We start from the raw sequence: 13,385 nt of genomic DNA, 5'->3' as shown, positions 1-13,385 counted from the left end.
CATACCACGCTGCAGAAACGGGTGTACCCGCTGCAAGGCCGGTTCAGGGCTGAATCAGCGCGACGTCAGCGCCGCATAGCTGTTCATCAGGTTGCGATAGTTGGGTATGCGCTGCGACAGCAGGTTGCCCAGCCCTTCGATGTCGTTGCGCCAGTCGCGGTGCAGCTCACAGGCCACCGAGAACCAGTTCATCATCTGCGCGCCCGCCTGGGTCATGCGCACCCACGCTGCCTGCTGCACGGTTGGGTTGAAGGTGCCCGAGGCATCGGTGACCACGAACACCTCGAAACCTTCCGCCAGCGCCGACAGGGTCGGGAAGGCCACGCACACGTCGGTGACCACGCCGGCAATGATCAGTTGCTTGCGCCCGGTCGCCTTGATCGCCTTGACGAAATCCTCGTTGTCCCAGGCATTGATCTGGCCTGGGCGGGCAATGTAGGGCGCGTCCGGGAACATGGCCTTGAGCTCCGGCACCAGCGGGCCGTTCGGGCCTTGCTCGAAACTGGTGGTGAGGATGGTCGGCAGGCCGAAGAACTTGGCCAGGTCACCCAGGGCCAGCACGTTGTTCTTGAACTCGTTGGGGGCGAAGTCCTGCACCAGCGAGATCAGGCCGGTCTGGTGGTCCACCAGCAGTACCACGGCGTCGTCTTTGTTCAGGCGCTTGTAATCGGGTTGGCTCATGGGGGTGACTCCTCGGTTGGAAAAGCGGCGCGGTACTACCCGCAGGGGGCTATACCCGTGAATAGCTCCGGCTTAAGAATAGGCCTGGGCCTGGCGCCACGCATTCGGCGGCTGGCCGACCAGGCGGCTGAAGGCACGGGTGAAGTGGGCTTGGTCACAGAACCCGCATTCCAGGCTCACGTGGGTAATGGGCGCCTCGGTGGCAAGCAGGCGCTTGGCCTTTTCCATGCGTGCCAGCAGGCGCCAGGCCTGGGGCGAAAGCCCGGTATTGACCTTGAAAGCTCGGGAGAAATGGCTGCGTGTGAGGTTGCACAGGCCGGCGATCTCGATGATCGGCAGCGAGCTGCGCAGCATCAGTTCCTTGGCCAGGCGCAACCGTGCAGGCGTCAGGGCCCCAGGGGGTTGCAGCGGCATTTGAGGCGTCCCGTCGTGCATGGCGACTCTCCTGTTCAGTAGGGAAAGTCTCACCCCCGGCACATGACAAAGTCCTGAGCCAAAGCTGAATTGTTCTTAATTGTGCGGTGCTGGCCCTGGCGGGTTTGCCGCTACCATAAGATGCGTTTCATATTCAGTTACAGGCCGTCAGCCGCACCCAGGATTCAAGGTATAAAAGCAATGCAGGAAAAAACCGCCCACCGCACCGTAGCCATGGTGCTGTTCAACGATGTGCTGTTGCTGGACGTGACGGGGCCTATGGATGCATTCGCCATCGCCAACCGTTTCCTGCCGGCCGAGCGGCGCTACCAGTTGCTCACCCTGGCCGAGGGGCAGGCGGCGGTGCGTGGCTCGTGCGGGCTGAAGGTGGTGGCCGACCTACGCCTCGAAGACCTGCCTGCCGCCGTGGATCTGCTGCTGGTGCCCGGTGGCCCTGGCGCGTACGACATCGCGCTGCCAGTGCTCGAGCGCTGGTTACCCCACGCCGTGCGCAGTGCCAAGCGGTTCGGGGCGATTTGTACCGGGGTATTTTTGCTGGGCCGGGCCGGGCTGCTGGACGGCTACCGTTGCACCACCCACTGGAACTACGTGGAGCGCCTGGCGCAGGCGTTTCCCGCGGCCAAGGTTGAAACCGAGCAGATCTATGTCATCGATCGCTGCCTGATCACGTCTGGTGGCATTACGGCGGGCATTGACCTGGCACTGGCAGTTATCGCCGAAGACCACGGCAAGGCACTGGCCCTGGAAGTGGCCAAGGTGCTGCTGGTGGCGCGCCACCGGCAAGGAGGGCAAACGCCGTATGGGCCGCTGCTGGCGGCAGTGCCACGCGACGACTCGCCAGTGGCGAGGGTGCAGGCATACATCGTCGATCATATCGAGCAGGCCTTCACCGTGCAGAAAATGGCCGACCTGGTGGCCATGAGCGGGCGCAACTTTGCCCGCACGTTTCAGCGCGAGGTGGGGATTACGCCACTGCAATACCTGCAGAATGCGCGCATCGACCGCGCCCGCCAGTTGCTCGAATGCGGCGACCTGCCACTGAAGGTGGTGGCGGCGCAGTGCGGGTTTGGCAGTGACCGGCACATGCGCAAGGTGTTCTGCGAACGGATTGGCATGACGCCGGCGCAGTATCGGGCACAGTTTGGTGGGGCCTGAGTCAGTGTGTTTCCTGTGCGGGCCGCTTCGCGGGGAAACCCGCGCCCACAGGGCTGCACAGGTTGTCTCATTTTTCAGGACAATCTTTCTCCCCGATGGCGGATTGTCTAACACCACCCCCGGCCCTCAGAATTGTCCGCCAACCCGTTCGAACGCTGCCCCGGCAGCTCATGGAGTACGAGCCCATGCCACATGAAGGCAGCCTTCTACAAACCGCGGTGATCTTTCTGCTCGCCGCCGTCCTTGCCGTGCCCTTGGCCAAGCGCCTGCAACTGGGTGCCGTGCTTGGCTACCTGCTGGCCGGTGTGGTCATTGGCCCGCAGGCATTGGGTTTGATCCGCGATACCGAAAGCGTGGCGCACATTTCCGAGCTGGGCGTGGTGCTGCTGTTGTTCATCATCGGCCTGGAATTGTCCCCCAAACGCCTATGGCTGATGCGCAAGGCAGTGTTCGGCGTCGGTACCGCCCAAGTGGTGCTGACCGGCGTGCTGATCGGCGCCATTGCCCTGTTCGGTTTCGGTCAGGCGCTACCTGCGGCCATCGTGCTCGGCCTTGGCCTGGCGCTGTCATCCACTGCCCTCGGCCTGCAAAGCCTGGCCGAAAGCAAGCAACTCAATGCCCCGCACGGCCGCCTGGCCTTCGCCATCCTGCTGTTCCAGGACATCGCCGCCATACCGCTGATCGCCCTGGTGCCGCTGCTGGCCGCCAGCGGGCCGGACACCAGCCACGGCGACAGCCTGCAACACGGCTTGCAGATCTTCGCCAGCATCGCCGTGGTGATCGTCGGCGGCCGCTACCTGCTGCGCCCGGTGTTCCGCACGGTGGCCCGCACCGGCCTGCCAGAGGTGTCTACCGCCACTGCGCTGCTGGTGGTGATCGGTACCGCCTGGTTGATGGAGGAAGCCGGCATTTCCATGGCGCTGGGTGCCTTCCTCGCCGGCTTGTTGCTGGCGGACTCGGAGTACCGCCACGAGCTGGAATCTCAGATCGAGCCTTTCAAGGGCCTGCTGCTGGGGTTGTTCTTCATCAGTGTCGGCATGGGTGCCAACCTGCGGCTGCTGCTGGAAATGCCGCTGGTGGTGCTGGGCCTGACCCTGCTGCTGGTGGCAGTGAAGCTGGTGCTGCTGGTTGGCGTTGGCCGCCTGGCCGGTGGCCTGAGCGGCGCCAGCGCGCTACGCCTGGGCATGGTGCTGGCGGCCGGCGGCGAGTTCGCGTTCGTGGTGTTCAAGCTGGGCAAGGACCAGGGCCTGTTCGACGCCCAGACCTACGACCTGCTGCTGATGACCATCACCCTGTCGATGGCCATTACCCCGCTGCTGATGATTGCCTGCGCCCGCGCCCTCAAGCGGCCGCAACCTGCGCGTGAAGTGCCTGAGCAATACAAGCAGATACAGGCGGATACGCCTCGGGCGGTAATCGTCGGCATGGGGCGTATGGGGCAGATCGTTGCACGCATCCTGCGCGCGCAGAAGATCCCGTTCATTGCCCTGGAAACCTCGGTCGATGCCATCGAGATGACCCGTATGTTCGAGCAGGTGCCGGTGTTCTACGGCGACCCGCTGCGCCAGGAAGTGCTGCATGCCGCCAAGGTGGGTGAAGCGGAGTACTTCATCATCACCATCGATGACCCTGAAGCTGCCATTCACACAGCCGAGCGGGTGAAGCGCCTGTACCCGCACCTGAAAGTGCTGGCCCGTGCGCGCAACCGCCAGCATGTGCACAAGTTGGCGGATGTCGGTGCCGAGCCAATCCGCGAGACGTTCTATTCCAGCTTAGAGATGACCCGCCGCGCGCTGGTGGGGCTGGGTTTGAGCGATGAGCAGGCGGCGGACCGGATTGCACGGTTCACCCAGCATGACGAAGAAGTGCTGGTGGCCCAGGGGCAGGTCCGCGATGACCGGGCCAAGGTGATGCAAACGGCCAAGGAGGCGCGGGTTGAGTTGGAGCGGTTGTTTGATTCGGATGCGGACTGAACAATCAGGCAAATATCAACCGCTCTATCTTAGGATGCTCACGGTGGGCCGCTTGCCAAAGATCGTAGGCCGCCTGTTCGGCAAGGTACTGCCGGGCAGGACCGAGGCCAGCCAATTCAAGTCGATAAGCAAGATCGGCAGATATTGCGGCACGCCCATTGAGCACCGTGGATAATTGCCCCCGTGAGTAGCCCAGGTGACGAGCTAACTCAGAGACGTTCATTCCAATTGCGGGCAACACATCCTCTCGCAATGACTCCCCGGGATGGGGAGGATCAAACATAGGCATGGCTGAGGCCTCCTTAGTGGTAATCGAGATAGTCAACAAGCTCCACATCGGTACCAATGAAGCGAAACACGAGGGGCCAGTTACCCGAAACATTCACCGCCCAAAAGCTTTCCAGCTTTCCATGCAGGGGATGAAGACGATAACCAGGGCGATTCATATCTGAAGCCGTTTTTGCTACGTCAAGGGAAGCAAGCAAACGCCGCAAGCGATTGACATGATCCGCACGCACCCCAGATGTGTCACGTAGCTGATGGAGCAGCCTCAGGCCCCTGTGCCTGAAACTTCTGATCATTGAAGGGTTAGTGTAAGGTCATGCCTTACACCTTCAAGCTGGCAGTGGAGCGGAACATGGGGTTACTCCTGAAGGATTTCCGGGTTGCCCAGTTTGCTCTCGACGTTGCTCAATGGCGCCGTCATGCCATCCTTTTTCACTGTCAGAAATTGCCCAAAGCGGAATGGGGCACTCGCCAATCTGGGGGCTCTGAACGCCCTCATCCTGTCTCCTGACGATCACCGGGTCGCTGTCGGTTCAGCGATCGGGTATGGAAACCCGGATGTGATAAAGGGCTGCCGTAATGGCAGTTGTGCGCGTGTAGCCGTTTGGCCAACCGGCTTGCCTGCCCACCGGTTTTCCACCCCGCGTACAACTTCCGCCTTCTGCGGGGAAATGGGTCGTTACAGTTCAGCCCGACACAGCCCAACGCGCCTTCAACCGCTGCGATGCTGGCCACCCACACTTGTTCACCGTAAACCCGGGCATCTGCGCCCATGACGCCCTGGTCCATGTCGCCCAGTACCTGCGGGGCGCTTACGGCTGTGGCTACAAAGCCCTGGAACACCTGGGCGAAACCGGCAAGAGCCTGTTCTGGGGCAACCTGAATGCAGTCAGTGAATTGAGATTGCCGGTGCCGGCCTCTTCGCGGGCATGCCCGTTCCCACAGGTTCTGCAGTGGGTTTGAAGCTTGCGCGACACCTGTGGGAGCGGGCGAGCCCGCGAAAGGGCCGGTACAGTAAACAAAAAAAGCCGGCCCCTTATGCAAGGAGCCGGCTTGTATGCGTACTGCTAGTGATCGGTTACTTACCCGCAGTCAACGCGTTATAGCTGGTCATCAGATTCCGATAATCCGGAATGTGGTTGGAGCACAGCGCCGCCAGCCCTTCCACATCATTGCGCCAGTCACGGTGCAGCTCACAGGCCACGCCAAACCAGGTCATCATCTGCGCACCGGCCTGGCTCATGCGGTCATGCGCCGCATCGCGGGTCATTTCGTTGAAGGTGCCGGAAGCATCAGTCACCACGAACACGTCAAATGCCTCTTCCAGCGCCGACAGCGCCGGGAACGCCACGCACACCTCGGTCACCACACCCGCAATGATCAGCTGCTTCTTGCCAGTCGCCTTCACCGCCTTGACGAAGTCTTCGTTGTCCCAGGCGTTGATCTGGCCGGGGCGAGCGATGTACGGCGCGTCCGGGAACAGCTCCTTCAGCTCCGGTACCAGCGGGCCGTTGGGGCCTTGCTCGAAGCTGGTGGTGAGGATGGTCGGCAGGTTGAAGAACTTCGCCAGGTCGGCCAGCGCCAGCACGTTGTTCTTGAACTTGTCCGGTTCGATGTCACGCACCAGCGACAGCAGGCCAGCCTGGTGGTCTACCAGCAGTACAGCGGCGTCGTCTTTGTTCAGGCGGTTGTAGGTGAATTTGCTCATGGTCTGTGCTCCAAAGGTTTATGAATTTTTCAGCTGTTCGGGGTGTTTCGCGTTGATGGACACAGATTAAAATCATCACCTTTGCGGCGGTAGTCAGCAGAATCTGGCTTTAGCGTTCCGTTTCGTGAACGATGGCTGTGTAGGGGCTGCCGGCAAGCCAAAACCCGGAGACCGATCATTGGAAGACCTCAACTCCCTCTACTACTTCACCCAAGTAGTCGAGCACGGTGGTTTCGCCCCGGCAGGCCGGGCGCTGGACATGCCCAAGTCGAAGCTCAGCCGGCGCATCGCCGACCTGGAGGAGCGCCTGGGCGTGCGCCTGCTGCACCGCACCAGCCGCCATTGCTCGCTCACCGAGATCGGCCAGGCCTACTACAACCGCTGCCTGGCCATGCGCGTGGAGGCCGAGGGCGCGGCGGAGATCATCGAGCGCAACCGCAGCGAACCGCGCGGGCTGGTGCGCATCAGCTGCCCGACCACCCTGCTCAACTCCTGGGTCGGGCCGATGCTGACCCGCTACATGCTCAAGTACCCGCAGGTGGAGCTGTTCATCGAAAGTACCAACCGCCGCGTCGACCTGCTGCACGAGGGCTTCGACATCGCTTTGCGGGTGCGCTTTCCACCGTTGGAAAACACCGACATGGTGATGAAGGTGCTAAGCAACAGCACCCAGTGCCTGGTCGGCCAGCCTCAATACCTGGAGCAGTTGCCCAAAAGTTTCGACCCGCAGTTGCTCAGCACGCTGCCCAGCCTGCACTGGGGCAGCGCCCAGCGCGAGTACCAGTGGGAGCTGTTTCGGGGTGAAGACAGCAGCCGCAGCATCGTCATCCCGCACAAACCACGCATGGTGACCGACGACCTGTTTGCCCTGCGTCATTTCGTGGTGGCCGGGGTTGGCATTGCGCACTTGCCAAGGGTGGCCGTGCGCGAGGACCTGGCGGCGGGGCGGCTGGTGGAACTGATCCCGGACTGGCACCCGCGCTGTGGCATCGTGCATGCCATATTCCCGTCGCGGCGTGGGTTGCTGCCTTCGGTACGGGCGTTGATCGATCACTTGGCCGAAGAGTTTGCGGTCAGCGACATGGCTTGAGTCCTGAGCTGGCTTCTTCGCGGGCATGCCCGCTCCCACAGGGTATCGCGCATTTCTTGAGTTCAGCGCCTAACGTGTGGGAGCGGGCGTGCCCGCGAAGGGCTGCAAAGCAGCCCCAGTAACGCTTAACTGACAGGCATTACCCGCGCAGCCCCTTCTTCTCGACATCACATCAGCTTAGAAAGCAAAGCACGAACAGCCCAGCGCCCCCCAGAACCCCTGGAAGTCATTGACCGGAACACTCGATTTGCGCGCCTTGTCATGGCTGTGCGCATGCACCCCGCACGGCCCCGAACACTGGTGCACGGCTGCCGCCAGCGACGGCGTACCCACGCGCCAGTGCCCCGGCACCTTGGCTACTGGAGACCACTCCGGCAGCACCGGCACCTGCGGTGGCCCGAGGCGGTCAAACTCGCCGGCACCGTACACGACCTTGCCATCGACAATGGTCAGCACCGATTCGATGCCCTTGATCGCTTCTTCATCAACGCTGAAGAAGTCCAACGACAAGGCCGCCAGGTCGGCCAGTTGGCCTACTTTGATCTGGCCCTTCTTGCCTTGCTCGCTGGAGAACCAGGCACTGCCCTGGGTGAACAGCTGCAGCGCGGTCTCGCGGTCCAGGCCTTCCTTGTACAGCTCCATGCCGCCAACGGTCTTGCCGCTGACCAGCCAGTACAGCGAGGTCCAGGGGTTGTAGCTGGACACGCGGGTAGCGTCGGTGCCCGCGCCGACCGGCACGCCCATCTCCAGCATGCGTTTGATCGGCGGGGTCTGCTCGGCAGCCTTGGCGCCATAGCGGTCGACGAAGTACTCGCCTTGGAAGGCCATGCGGTCCTGGATGGCGATGCCGCCGCCCAACGCACGCACGCGCTCGATGTTCTGCGGGGTGATGGTTTCGGCGTGGTCGAAGAACCACGGCAGGCCATTGAACGGGATATCGCGGTTGACCTTCTCGAACACGTCGAGCATGCGCGTGATCGATTCGTTGTAGGTGGCATGCAGGCGGAACGGCCAGCGCTGCTCGACCAGGTGGCGCACCACCGGCTCCAGCTCTTCTTCCATGGTCTGCGGCAGGTCCGGGCGCGGCTCGAGGAAGTCCTCGAAGTCGGCGGCGGAGAACACCAGCATTTCGCCAGCGCCGTTGTGGCGCAGGAAGTCGGTACCGCTGTGCAGCTTGACGCTGGATGTCCACTTCCTGAAGTCGTCCAGTTCTTCCTTGGGCTTCTGGGTGAACAGGTTGTAGGCAATGCGCACTGTCAGCTGGTTGTTGTCGGCCAGCTCCTGGATCACCGAGTAGTCGTCGGGGAAATTCTGGTAGCCGCCGCCAGCGTCGATGGCACTGGTCAGGCCCAGGCGGTTCAGCTCACGCATGAACTGGCGGGTCGAGTTGACCTGATACTCCAGCGGCAGCTTCGGCCCTTTCGCCAGGGTGGCGTAGAGGATCATCGCGTTCGGGCGGGCAATCAGCATGCCCGTCGGGTTGCCGAACTTGTCACGCTGGATTTCGCCACCCGGCGGGTTCGGGGTGCTCTTGTCGTAGCCGACGGCCTTGAGTGCGGCACGGTTGAGCAATGCGCGGTCGTAGAGGTGCAACAGGAACACCGGCGTATCGGGTGCAGCCTGGTTGATTTCTTCCAGGGTCGGCATGCGTTTTTCAGCGAACTGGAACTCGTTCCAGCCACCCACCACACGCACCCACTGCGGGGTAGGCGTGCGCGCAGCCTGGTCCTTGAGCATGCGCAGGGCATCGGCCACCGACGGCACGCCTTCCCAGCGCAGCTCCAGGTTGTAGTTCAGGCCGCCGCGGATCAGGTGCAGGTGCGAGTCGTTCAGGCCGGGAATGACCGTACGCTGCTTGAGGTCGACGATTTGCGTGCTGGCGCCCTTGTGGGCCATGGCCTCGGCGTCGTTGCCCACGGCGATGAAACGGCCGTCCTTGATGGCGACGGCGGTGGCAGTGGGCTTTTCGCGGTCAACGGTGTGCAGCTTGCCGTTGAACAGAATCAGGTCGGCGGTCATGGAACCTCCTTGGGTGGATGCGTGAGCGGAACCGGCGGCGCCGGTGAAGGGCAATGCAGACCAGAGCGCGCCGGCAGCACCCAGTACAGTGCTGCTGGCGAGGAACTGGCGACGAGTCTTGTCGTGGCGGTCCTGGGGCATGGTGTTCTCCGTCTCTGGGCGCGGCGGCGGCAGGCGCGACTGCAGAGCATGCCGCCCGATACAGGGGCAAGGCTTGGATGGATGTGCGGTGGGGCTGTTGAAGGTTAGCCCTGATCAAGTTTTGTGTTGCCAGGGCTGGCCCCATCGCCGGCAAGCCAGCGCCCACAAGGGCTTCACAGCTTCTGAGCCCTGAACAGCCCCTGTGGGCTTGCCGGCGGTTGGGGCCGCAAAGCGGCCCCGGCTTGTTCAGCGACTCAAGAACGCCAGCAGGTCCTCATTCAGCTGCTGCGCATGAGTCACGGCAAACCCATGCGGCGCGCCGGCGTACACCTTCAGCTCAGCCCCACGAATCTGCGCCGCCGCCTGCTTGCCGGTAGTCTCGAACGGCACGATCTGGTCGTCATCGCCATGAATCACCAACGTCGGTACATCGACCTTGGCCATGTCCGACCGGAAGTCGGTTTCGGAGAACGCCGTCACACAATCCAGGGTGGCCTTGAGCGACGCCATCAGCGCTATGTTCAAGGTCTGCGTCTGCACGCCCTGGGATACCTGCTGCCCATGGTTGATGCCATAGAACGGTGCGGCGAAGTCGGCGATGAACTGCGCCCGGTCGGCACGCAGGCCAGCCACGATACCTTCGAACACCGACAGGTCGACGCCCTCGGGGTTGTCGTCGCGCTTGCCGAACACCGGCGTAACGGCGCCCAGCAGCACCAGCCCGGCGACCCGCTCAGTGCCGTAGCGACCGATGTAGCGGCTTACGTCACCGCCGCCCATGGAGAAGCCCACCAGGGTCACCTCACGCAGGTCGAGGTGTTCGATCAGCTGGGCGATGTCATCAGCGAAGGTGTCGTAGTCGTAGCCGTTCCATGGCTGGCTCGAGCGCCCGAAACCGCGGCGGTCGAAGGCAATGGCGCGGTAACCGCGGCTGGCCAGGAACTCCATCTGCGTGTCCCACATGTCGGCATTCAGCGGCCAGCCGTGGCTGAACAGCACGGGCTTGCCGGTGCCCCAGTCCTTGAAGTAGATCGAAGTACCATCGCGGGTAACGAACGTGCTCATAGCGGTATCTCCTGGATTATCGAGGTCAGGGGCTGGCTCAGCCGCGCAGCCAGTTGGCGCAGCGACGGGTCACCCAAGGCATGATGTAGAACACCACGGGCAGAATGACGAACAGGTTGACGATCAGGTTGCCGGTGATCGCGCCCCCCAGTTGCGGGAAGCGGGCAAACAGCGGCGCCAGCAGTTGCGGCACGACCATGGTCATCGGGCAGATCACCAGGTAGGTTAGCAGCGCCTGCTTCCAGCGCGGCGGTTGCGCGGCCGAGGTACCCGACGTGCTATCGAGCACCTGGTGCTGCAGGCATACGGTCACCACTTCGCGGTTGTCTTGGAGTGCGGTGTTCATCGGCGTTCCTTGGGTGAGCTTGCCCACAGCCACTGTGCAACGGCCAACGGGCGCTGGATTGGATAAGTGTGCTGCCCTGCGTGGGCACCGGCTGAGGGTGCCCGCGGCTGCGGCTTACTTGTTGGCGTTGAAGGCGTTGTAGCTGGTCATGAGGTTGCGGTAGTCCGGGATATGGTTGGAGCACAGCGCGGCCAGGCCTTCAATGTCGTTGCGCCAGTCGCGGTGCAGCTCGCAGGCAACCCCGAACCAGGTCATCAACTGGGCGCCAGCGCGGCTCATGCGGTCATGGGCGGCGTCGCGGGTCATGGCGTTGAAGGTGCCGGAGGCATCGGTAACCACGAACACGTCGAACTCTTCTTCCAGGGCGGCCAGCGCCGGGAAGGCTACGCACACTTCGGTGACCACGCCGGCGATGATCAGCTGCTTCTTGCCGGTGGCCTTCACCGCCTTCACGAAGTCTTCGTTATCCCAGGCGTTGATCTGGCCTGGTCGGGCGATGTACGGCGCGTCCGGGAACAGGGCTTTCAGTTCCGGGACCAGCGGGCCGTTGGGGCCTTGTTCGAAGCTGGTGGTGAGGATGGTCGGCAGGTTGAAGAACTTGGCCAGGTCAGCCAGGGCCAGTACGTTGTTCTTGAAGGCATCCGGCTCGATGTCGCGCACCAGCGACAGCAGGCCAGCCTGGTGGTCGACCAGCAGTACGGCGGCATCGTCTTTGTTCAGGCGGTTGTATTTGAAGTTGGTCATGGTCGTTGCTCCATAGGGTTTGAAGTTCAGCAAATTGGGTGTTTCGCGTTGATGGGAGAAGATTAAAACCGTCACCTTTCGAGCGGTAGATAGCGGTTTTTGGCTTTAGCGTTCTGTTTTGGGAACGATAGATTGGCGCTGGATTTGCTGGCCTCTTCGCGGGCTTGCCCGCTCCCACAGGGACCGCATCTCGCTCAGGGCGGGTTTACCCGCACGCAGGCGCCCATTGCCTGCCCGGCCAACCTGCTCTATTACTACCCACAGCCCTCCCCTCACTCCCGAGACCACCATGCTGGCGTTCATCCAGTCGTCCCCGTTGCTGCTCGGTACTGCCCTGATCCTGCTCGACCTCGTAATCTGGCAGTTGATCCCCCTCCAGCACCGGGCCTGGCGCATCGGTATGCGGCTGGTGCTTTTCCTGTTGTTCAGCGCGGTGCTGGTGACCGCCGGCATGAGCCCGCTGCAGCCACCGCCCTGGCCGGACGATGTGCCGCGCAACCTGATGGCCACGGTATTGGCCATCGGCTGGTGGCTGTTTGGCGCGCGCACGGTCACCGTGGTGTTCGGCCTGTTGCTGGTAGCGCGGGGTAGCCACGGCGGGCGCTTGCTGCAGGACGTGCTGGGGGCGCTGATCTTCCTTGCCGCGGTAGTAGCGGCCGCAGGCTATGTGCTGCAGCTGCCAGTCAAGGGCCTGCTGGCCACCTCGGGCGTGATGGCCATCGTCATAGGCCTGGCGTTGCAGAGCACGCTGGCTGACGTGTTCAGCGGCATCGTGCTGAACACCACGCGGCCCTACCAGATTGGCGATTCGATCGCGATCGACGGCACCGAAGGCAAGGTGCTGGATATCGACTGGCGGGCCACGCGCCTGCTCACGGGCACAGGTAGCCTGGCGGTGATCCCCAATTCGGTGGCGGCCAAGGCGCGCCTGCTCAACCACAGCAGGCCGGCGGATGTGCATGGGGTGTCGATCAACGTGGTAGTGCCGGCCAAAGTGCGGCCCAGGCGGGTGTTCGACGCACTGGAAAAAGCCCTGCAGGGCACCAGCGCGATCCTTGCTTCACCTGCGCCCAAGGTGTCGGTCAAGGCCTCGACACTGGAGTCGGTGGAGTACGAGGCCAGCGGGTTCATTGCCGACATGGGCGGCAAGACCGCGGCGCGCAACCAGTTGTTCGACCTGGCGCACCGCCACCTGGAGGCGAGCGGGGTAATGTGGAACGTCGACCTGGCCATGCCGCCACGCAGCCGCCAGCGCGAAGTGCTGGACGAGGTACGGGTGTTCCGTTCGCTAAGCGCTGAAGAGCGTGACGCATTGAGCCAGCGCATGACGACGGTGGAGTACCTGGCGGATCAGGTGATCCTGGAGGTAGGCGCGCATTCCGACCATTTGCTGGTGATTGGCAGCGGCGTGGTGTCGGCCTCTGTGCGCGATGGCGACAAGCTGCTGGAGGCCGGGCGCATGGGGCCGGGCGAGGTGCTGGGGGTGGAGGGGATCATCGACGAAGACGAGTCACTGGCCGAGTTCCGTACACTGACCAGCTGCGTGCTGTACCGCATCGACAAAGAGCAGGTGAAAAGTTGCCTGGCGCAACGTGGCGATGTGCAGACGGCGCTGAGCAAGTTGCAGCGGTTCCGGCGCCAGAGCCGGGAGTCGTTGTTGCTGCAGAAGCCGGCCCTGATCAAGAAGGGCGGCTTCCTCAGCTGGTTGCACAAGTAAGCCTGTACTGGCCTCTTCGCGGGTAA

The 13,385-nt window shown here is 62.9% G+C and carries 13 protein-coding genes and 1 pseudogene; 5 read left to right on the top strand and 9 right to left on the bottom strand.

Translation table 11 applies throughout. From position 1 onward, the window contains the following. Window positions 1-54: 54 nt before the first annotated feature. Both ycaC (B3361_RS00385) and B3361_RS00380 read right to left on the bottom strand, forming a co-directional pair. Window positions 55-681 carry an isochorismate family cysteine hydrolase YcaC gene (gene ycaC, locus B3361_RS00385; RefSeq protein ID WP_009681634.1) on the bottom strand — a complete coding sequence of 209 codons (627 nt, stop codon included), beginning with the start codon at window positions 679-681 and terminating at the stop codon, window positions 55-57. A gap of 72 nt (window positions 682-753) precedes the next feature. Then, the gene (locus B3361_RS00380) at window positions 754-1,116 is read right to left on the bottom strand and encodes a helix-turn-helix domain-containing protein (RefSeq protein WP_054905177.1); all 363 of its coding nucleotides are present in this window, start codon (window positions 1,114-1,116) and stop codon (window positions 754-756) included. A gap of 180 nt (window positions 1,117-1,296) precedes the next feature. On the opposite strand from B3361_RS00380, the gene B3361_RS00375 reads away from it, so the two are divergent. Together B3361_RS00375 and B3361_RS00370 are read left to right on the top strand one after the other, a co-directional pair. Further along, window positions 1,297-2,271, top strand: coding sequence for a GlxA family transcriptional regulator (locus B3361_RS00375; RefSeq protein ID WP_054905178.1), 975 nt, complete (start codon window positions 1,297-1,299; stop codon window positions 2,269-2,271). 185 nt (window positions 2,272-2,456) lie between these two features. Next, on the top strand, window positions 2,457-4,244 hold the full coding sequence (locus B3361_RS00370) for a monovalent cation:proton antiporter-2 (CPA2) family protein (protein ID WP_054905179.1): 1,788 nt from the start codon (window positions 2,457-2,459) through the stop codon (window positions 4,242-4,244). A 4-nt stretch (window positions 4,245-4,248) separates the two neighbouring features. On the opposite strand, the gene B3361_RS00365 is transcribed toward B3361_RS00370, so the two are convergent. Together B3361_RS00365 and B3361_RS00360 are read right to left on the bottom strand one after the other, a co-directional pair. After that, complete coding sequence (locus B3361_RS00365; RefSeq protein ID WP_009681630.1) at window positions 4,249-4,533, bottom strand: HigA family addiction module antitoxin; 285 nt, start codon at window positions 4,531-4,533, stop codon at window positions 4,249-4,251. A gap of 13 nt (window positions 4,534-4,546) precedes the next feature. Further along, window positions 4,547-4,825 carry a type II toxin-antitoxin system RelE/ParE family toxin gene (locus B3361_RS00360; protein WP_082414659.1) on the bottom strand — a complete coding sequence of 93 codons (279 nt, stop codon included), beginning with the start codon at window positions 4,823-4,825 and terminating at the stop codon, window positions 4,547-4,549. Window positions 4,826-5,219: 394 nt separating this feature from the next. On the opposite strand from B3361_RS00360, the pseudogene B3361_RS00355 reads away from it, so the two are divergent. Beyond that, window positions 5,220-5,492: pseudogene (locus tag B3361_RS00355) on the top strand (hypothetical protein); the annotation flags it as partial. Window positions 5,493-5,607: 115 nt separating this feature from the next. On the opposite strand, the gene ycaC (B3361_RS00350) reads toward B3361_RS00355, so the two are convergent. Then, window positions 5,608-6,237, bottom strand: coding sequence for an isochorismate family cysteine hydrolase YcaC (gene ycaC / locus B3361_RS00350; protein ID WP_009681627.1), 630 nt, complete (start codon window positions 6,235-6,237; stop codon window positions 5,608-5,610). 178 nt (window positions 6,238-6,415) lie between these two features. Here ycaC (B3361_RS00350) and B3361_RS00345 point away from each other — a divergent pair, with 178 nt between their 5' ends. Further along, window positions 6,416-7,327, top strand: a complete 912-nt coding sequence (locus tag B3361_RS00345; RefSeq protein ID WP_054905180.1) for a LysR substrate-binding domain-containing protein — start codon at window positions 6,416-6,418, stop codon at window positions 7,325-7,327. Between the two features lie 177 nt (window positions 7,328-7,504). Here B3361_RS00345 and B3361_RS00340 read toward each other — a convergent pair whose 3' ends face one another. The 4 genes from B3361_RS00340 to ycaC (B3361_RS00325) all read right to left on the bottom strand — a co-directional run bounded on the left by B3361_RS00340 (window position 7,505) and on the right by ycaC (B3361_RS00325) (window position 11,642). Continuing rightward, entirely contained in the window at window positions 7,505-9,346 is a 1,842-nt protein-coding gene (locus B3361_RS00340) for an amidohydrolase (protein WP_033744724.1), read from the bottom strand. Window positions 9,347-9,733: 387 nt separating this feature from the next. Further along, the gene (locus tag B3361_RS00335; protein WP_029886932.1) at window positions 9,734-10,552 is read right to left on the bottom strand and encodes an alpha/beta fold hydrolase; all 819 of its coding nucleotides are present in this window, start codon (window positions 10,550-10,552) and stop codon (window positions 9,734-9,736) included. 37 nt (window positions 10,553-10,589) lie between these two features. Beyond that, window positions 10,590-10,898 carry a hypothetical protein gene (locus B3361_RS00330; protein ID WP_154211410.1) on the bottom strand — a complete coding sequence of 103 codons (309 nt, stop codon included), beginning with the start codon at window positions 10,896-10,898 and terminating at the stop codon, window positions 10,590-10,592. 114 nt (window positions 10,899-11,012) lie between these two features. Beyond that, window positions 11,013-11,642 carry an isochorismate family cysteine hydrolase YcaC gene (ycaC, locus tag B3361_RS00325; RefSeq protein WP_009681621.1) on the bottom strand — a complete coding sequence of 210 codons (630 nt, stop codon included), beginning with the start codon at window positions 11,640-11,642 and terminating at the stop codon, window positions 11,013-11,015. A gap of 289 nt (window positions 11,643-11,931) precedes the next feature. Between ycaC (B3361_RS00325) and B3361_RS00320 the strand changes: the two genes are divergently transcribed. Continuing rightward, window positions 11,932-13,359 (top strand): mechanosensitive ion channel family protein, encoded by a 1,428-nt coding sequence (locus B3361_RS00320; protein ID WP_054905182.1) that lies wholly within the window; start codon window positions 11,932-11,934, stop codon window positions 13,357-13,359. The last annotated feature ends 26 nt before the right edge of the window (window positions 13,360-13,385 follow it).

This window comes from Pseudomonas sp. UBA6699 (assembly GCF_002454615.1).
GTDB lineage: Bacteria > Pseudomonadota > Gammaproteobacteria > Pseudomonadales > Pseudomonadaceae > Aquipseudomonas > Aquipseudomonas juntendi.
This window is presented reverse-complemented; position numbering and strand designations above follow the sequence as displayed.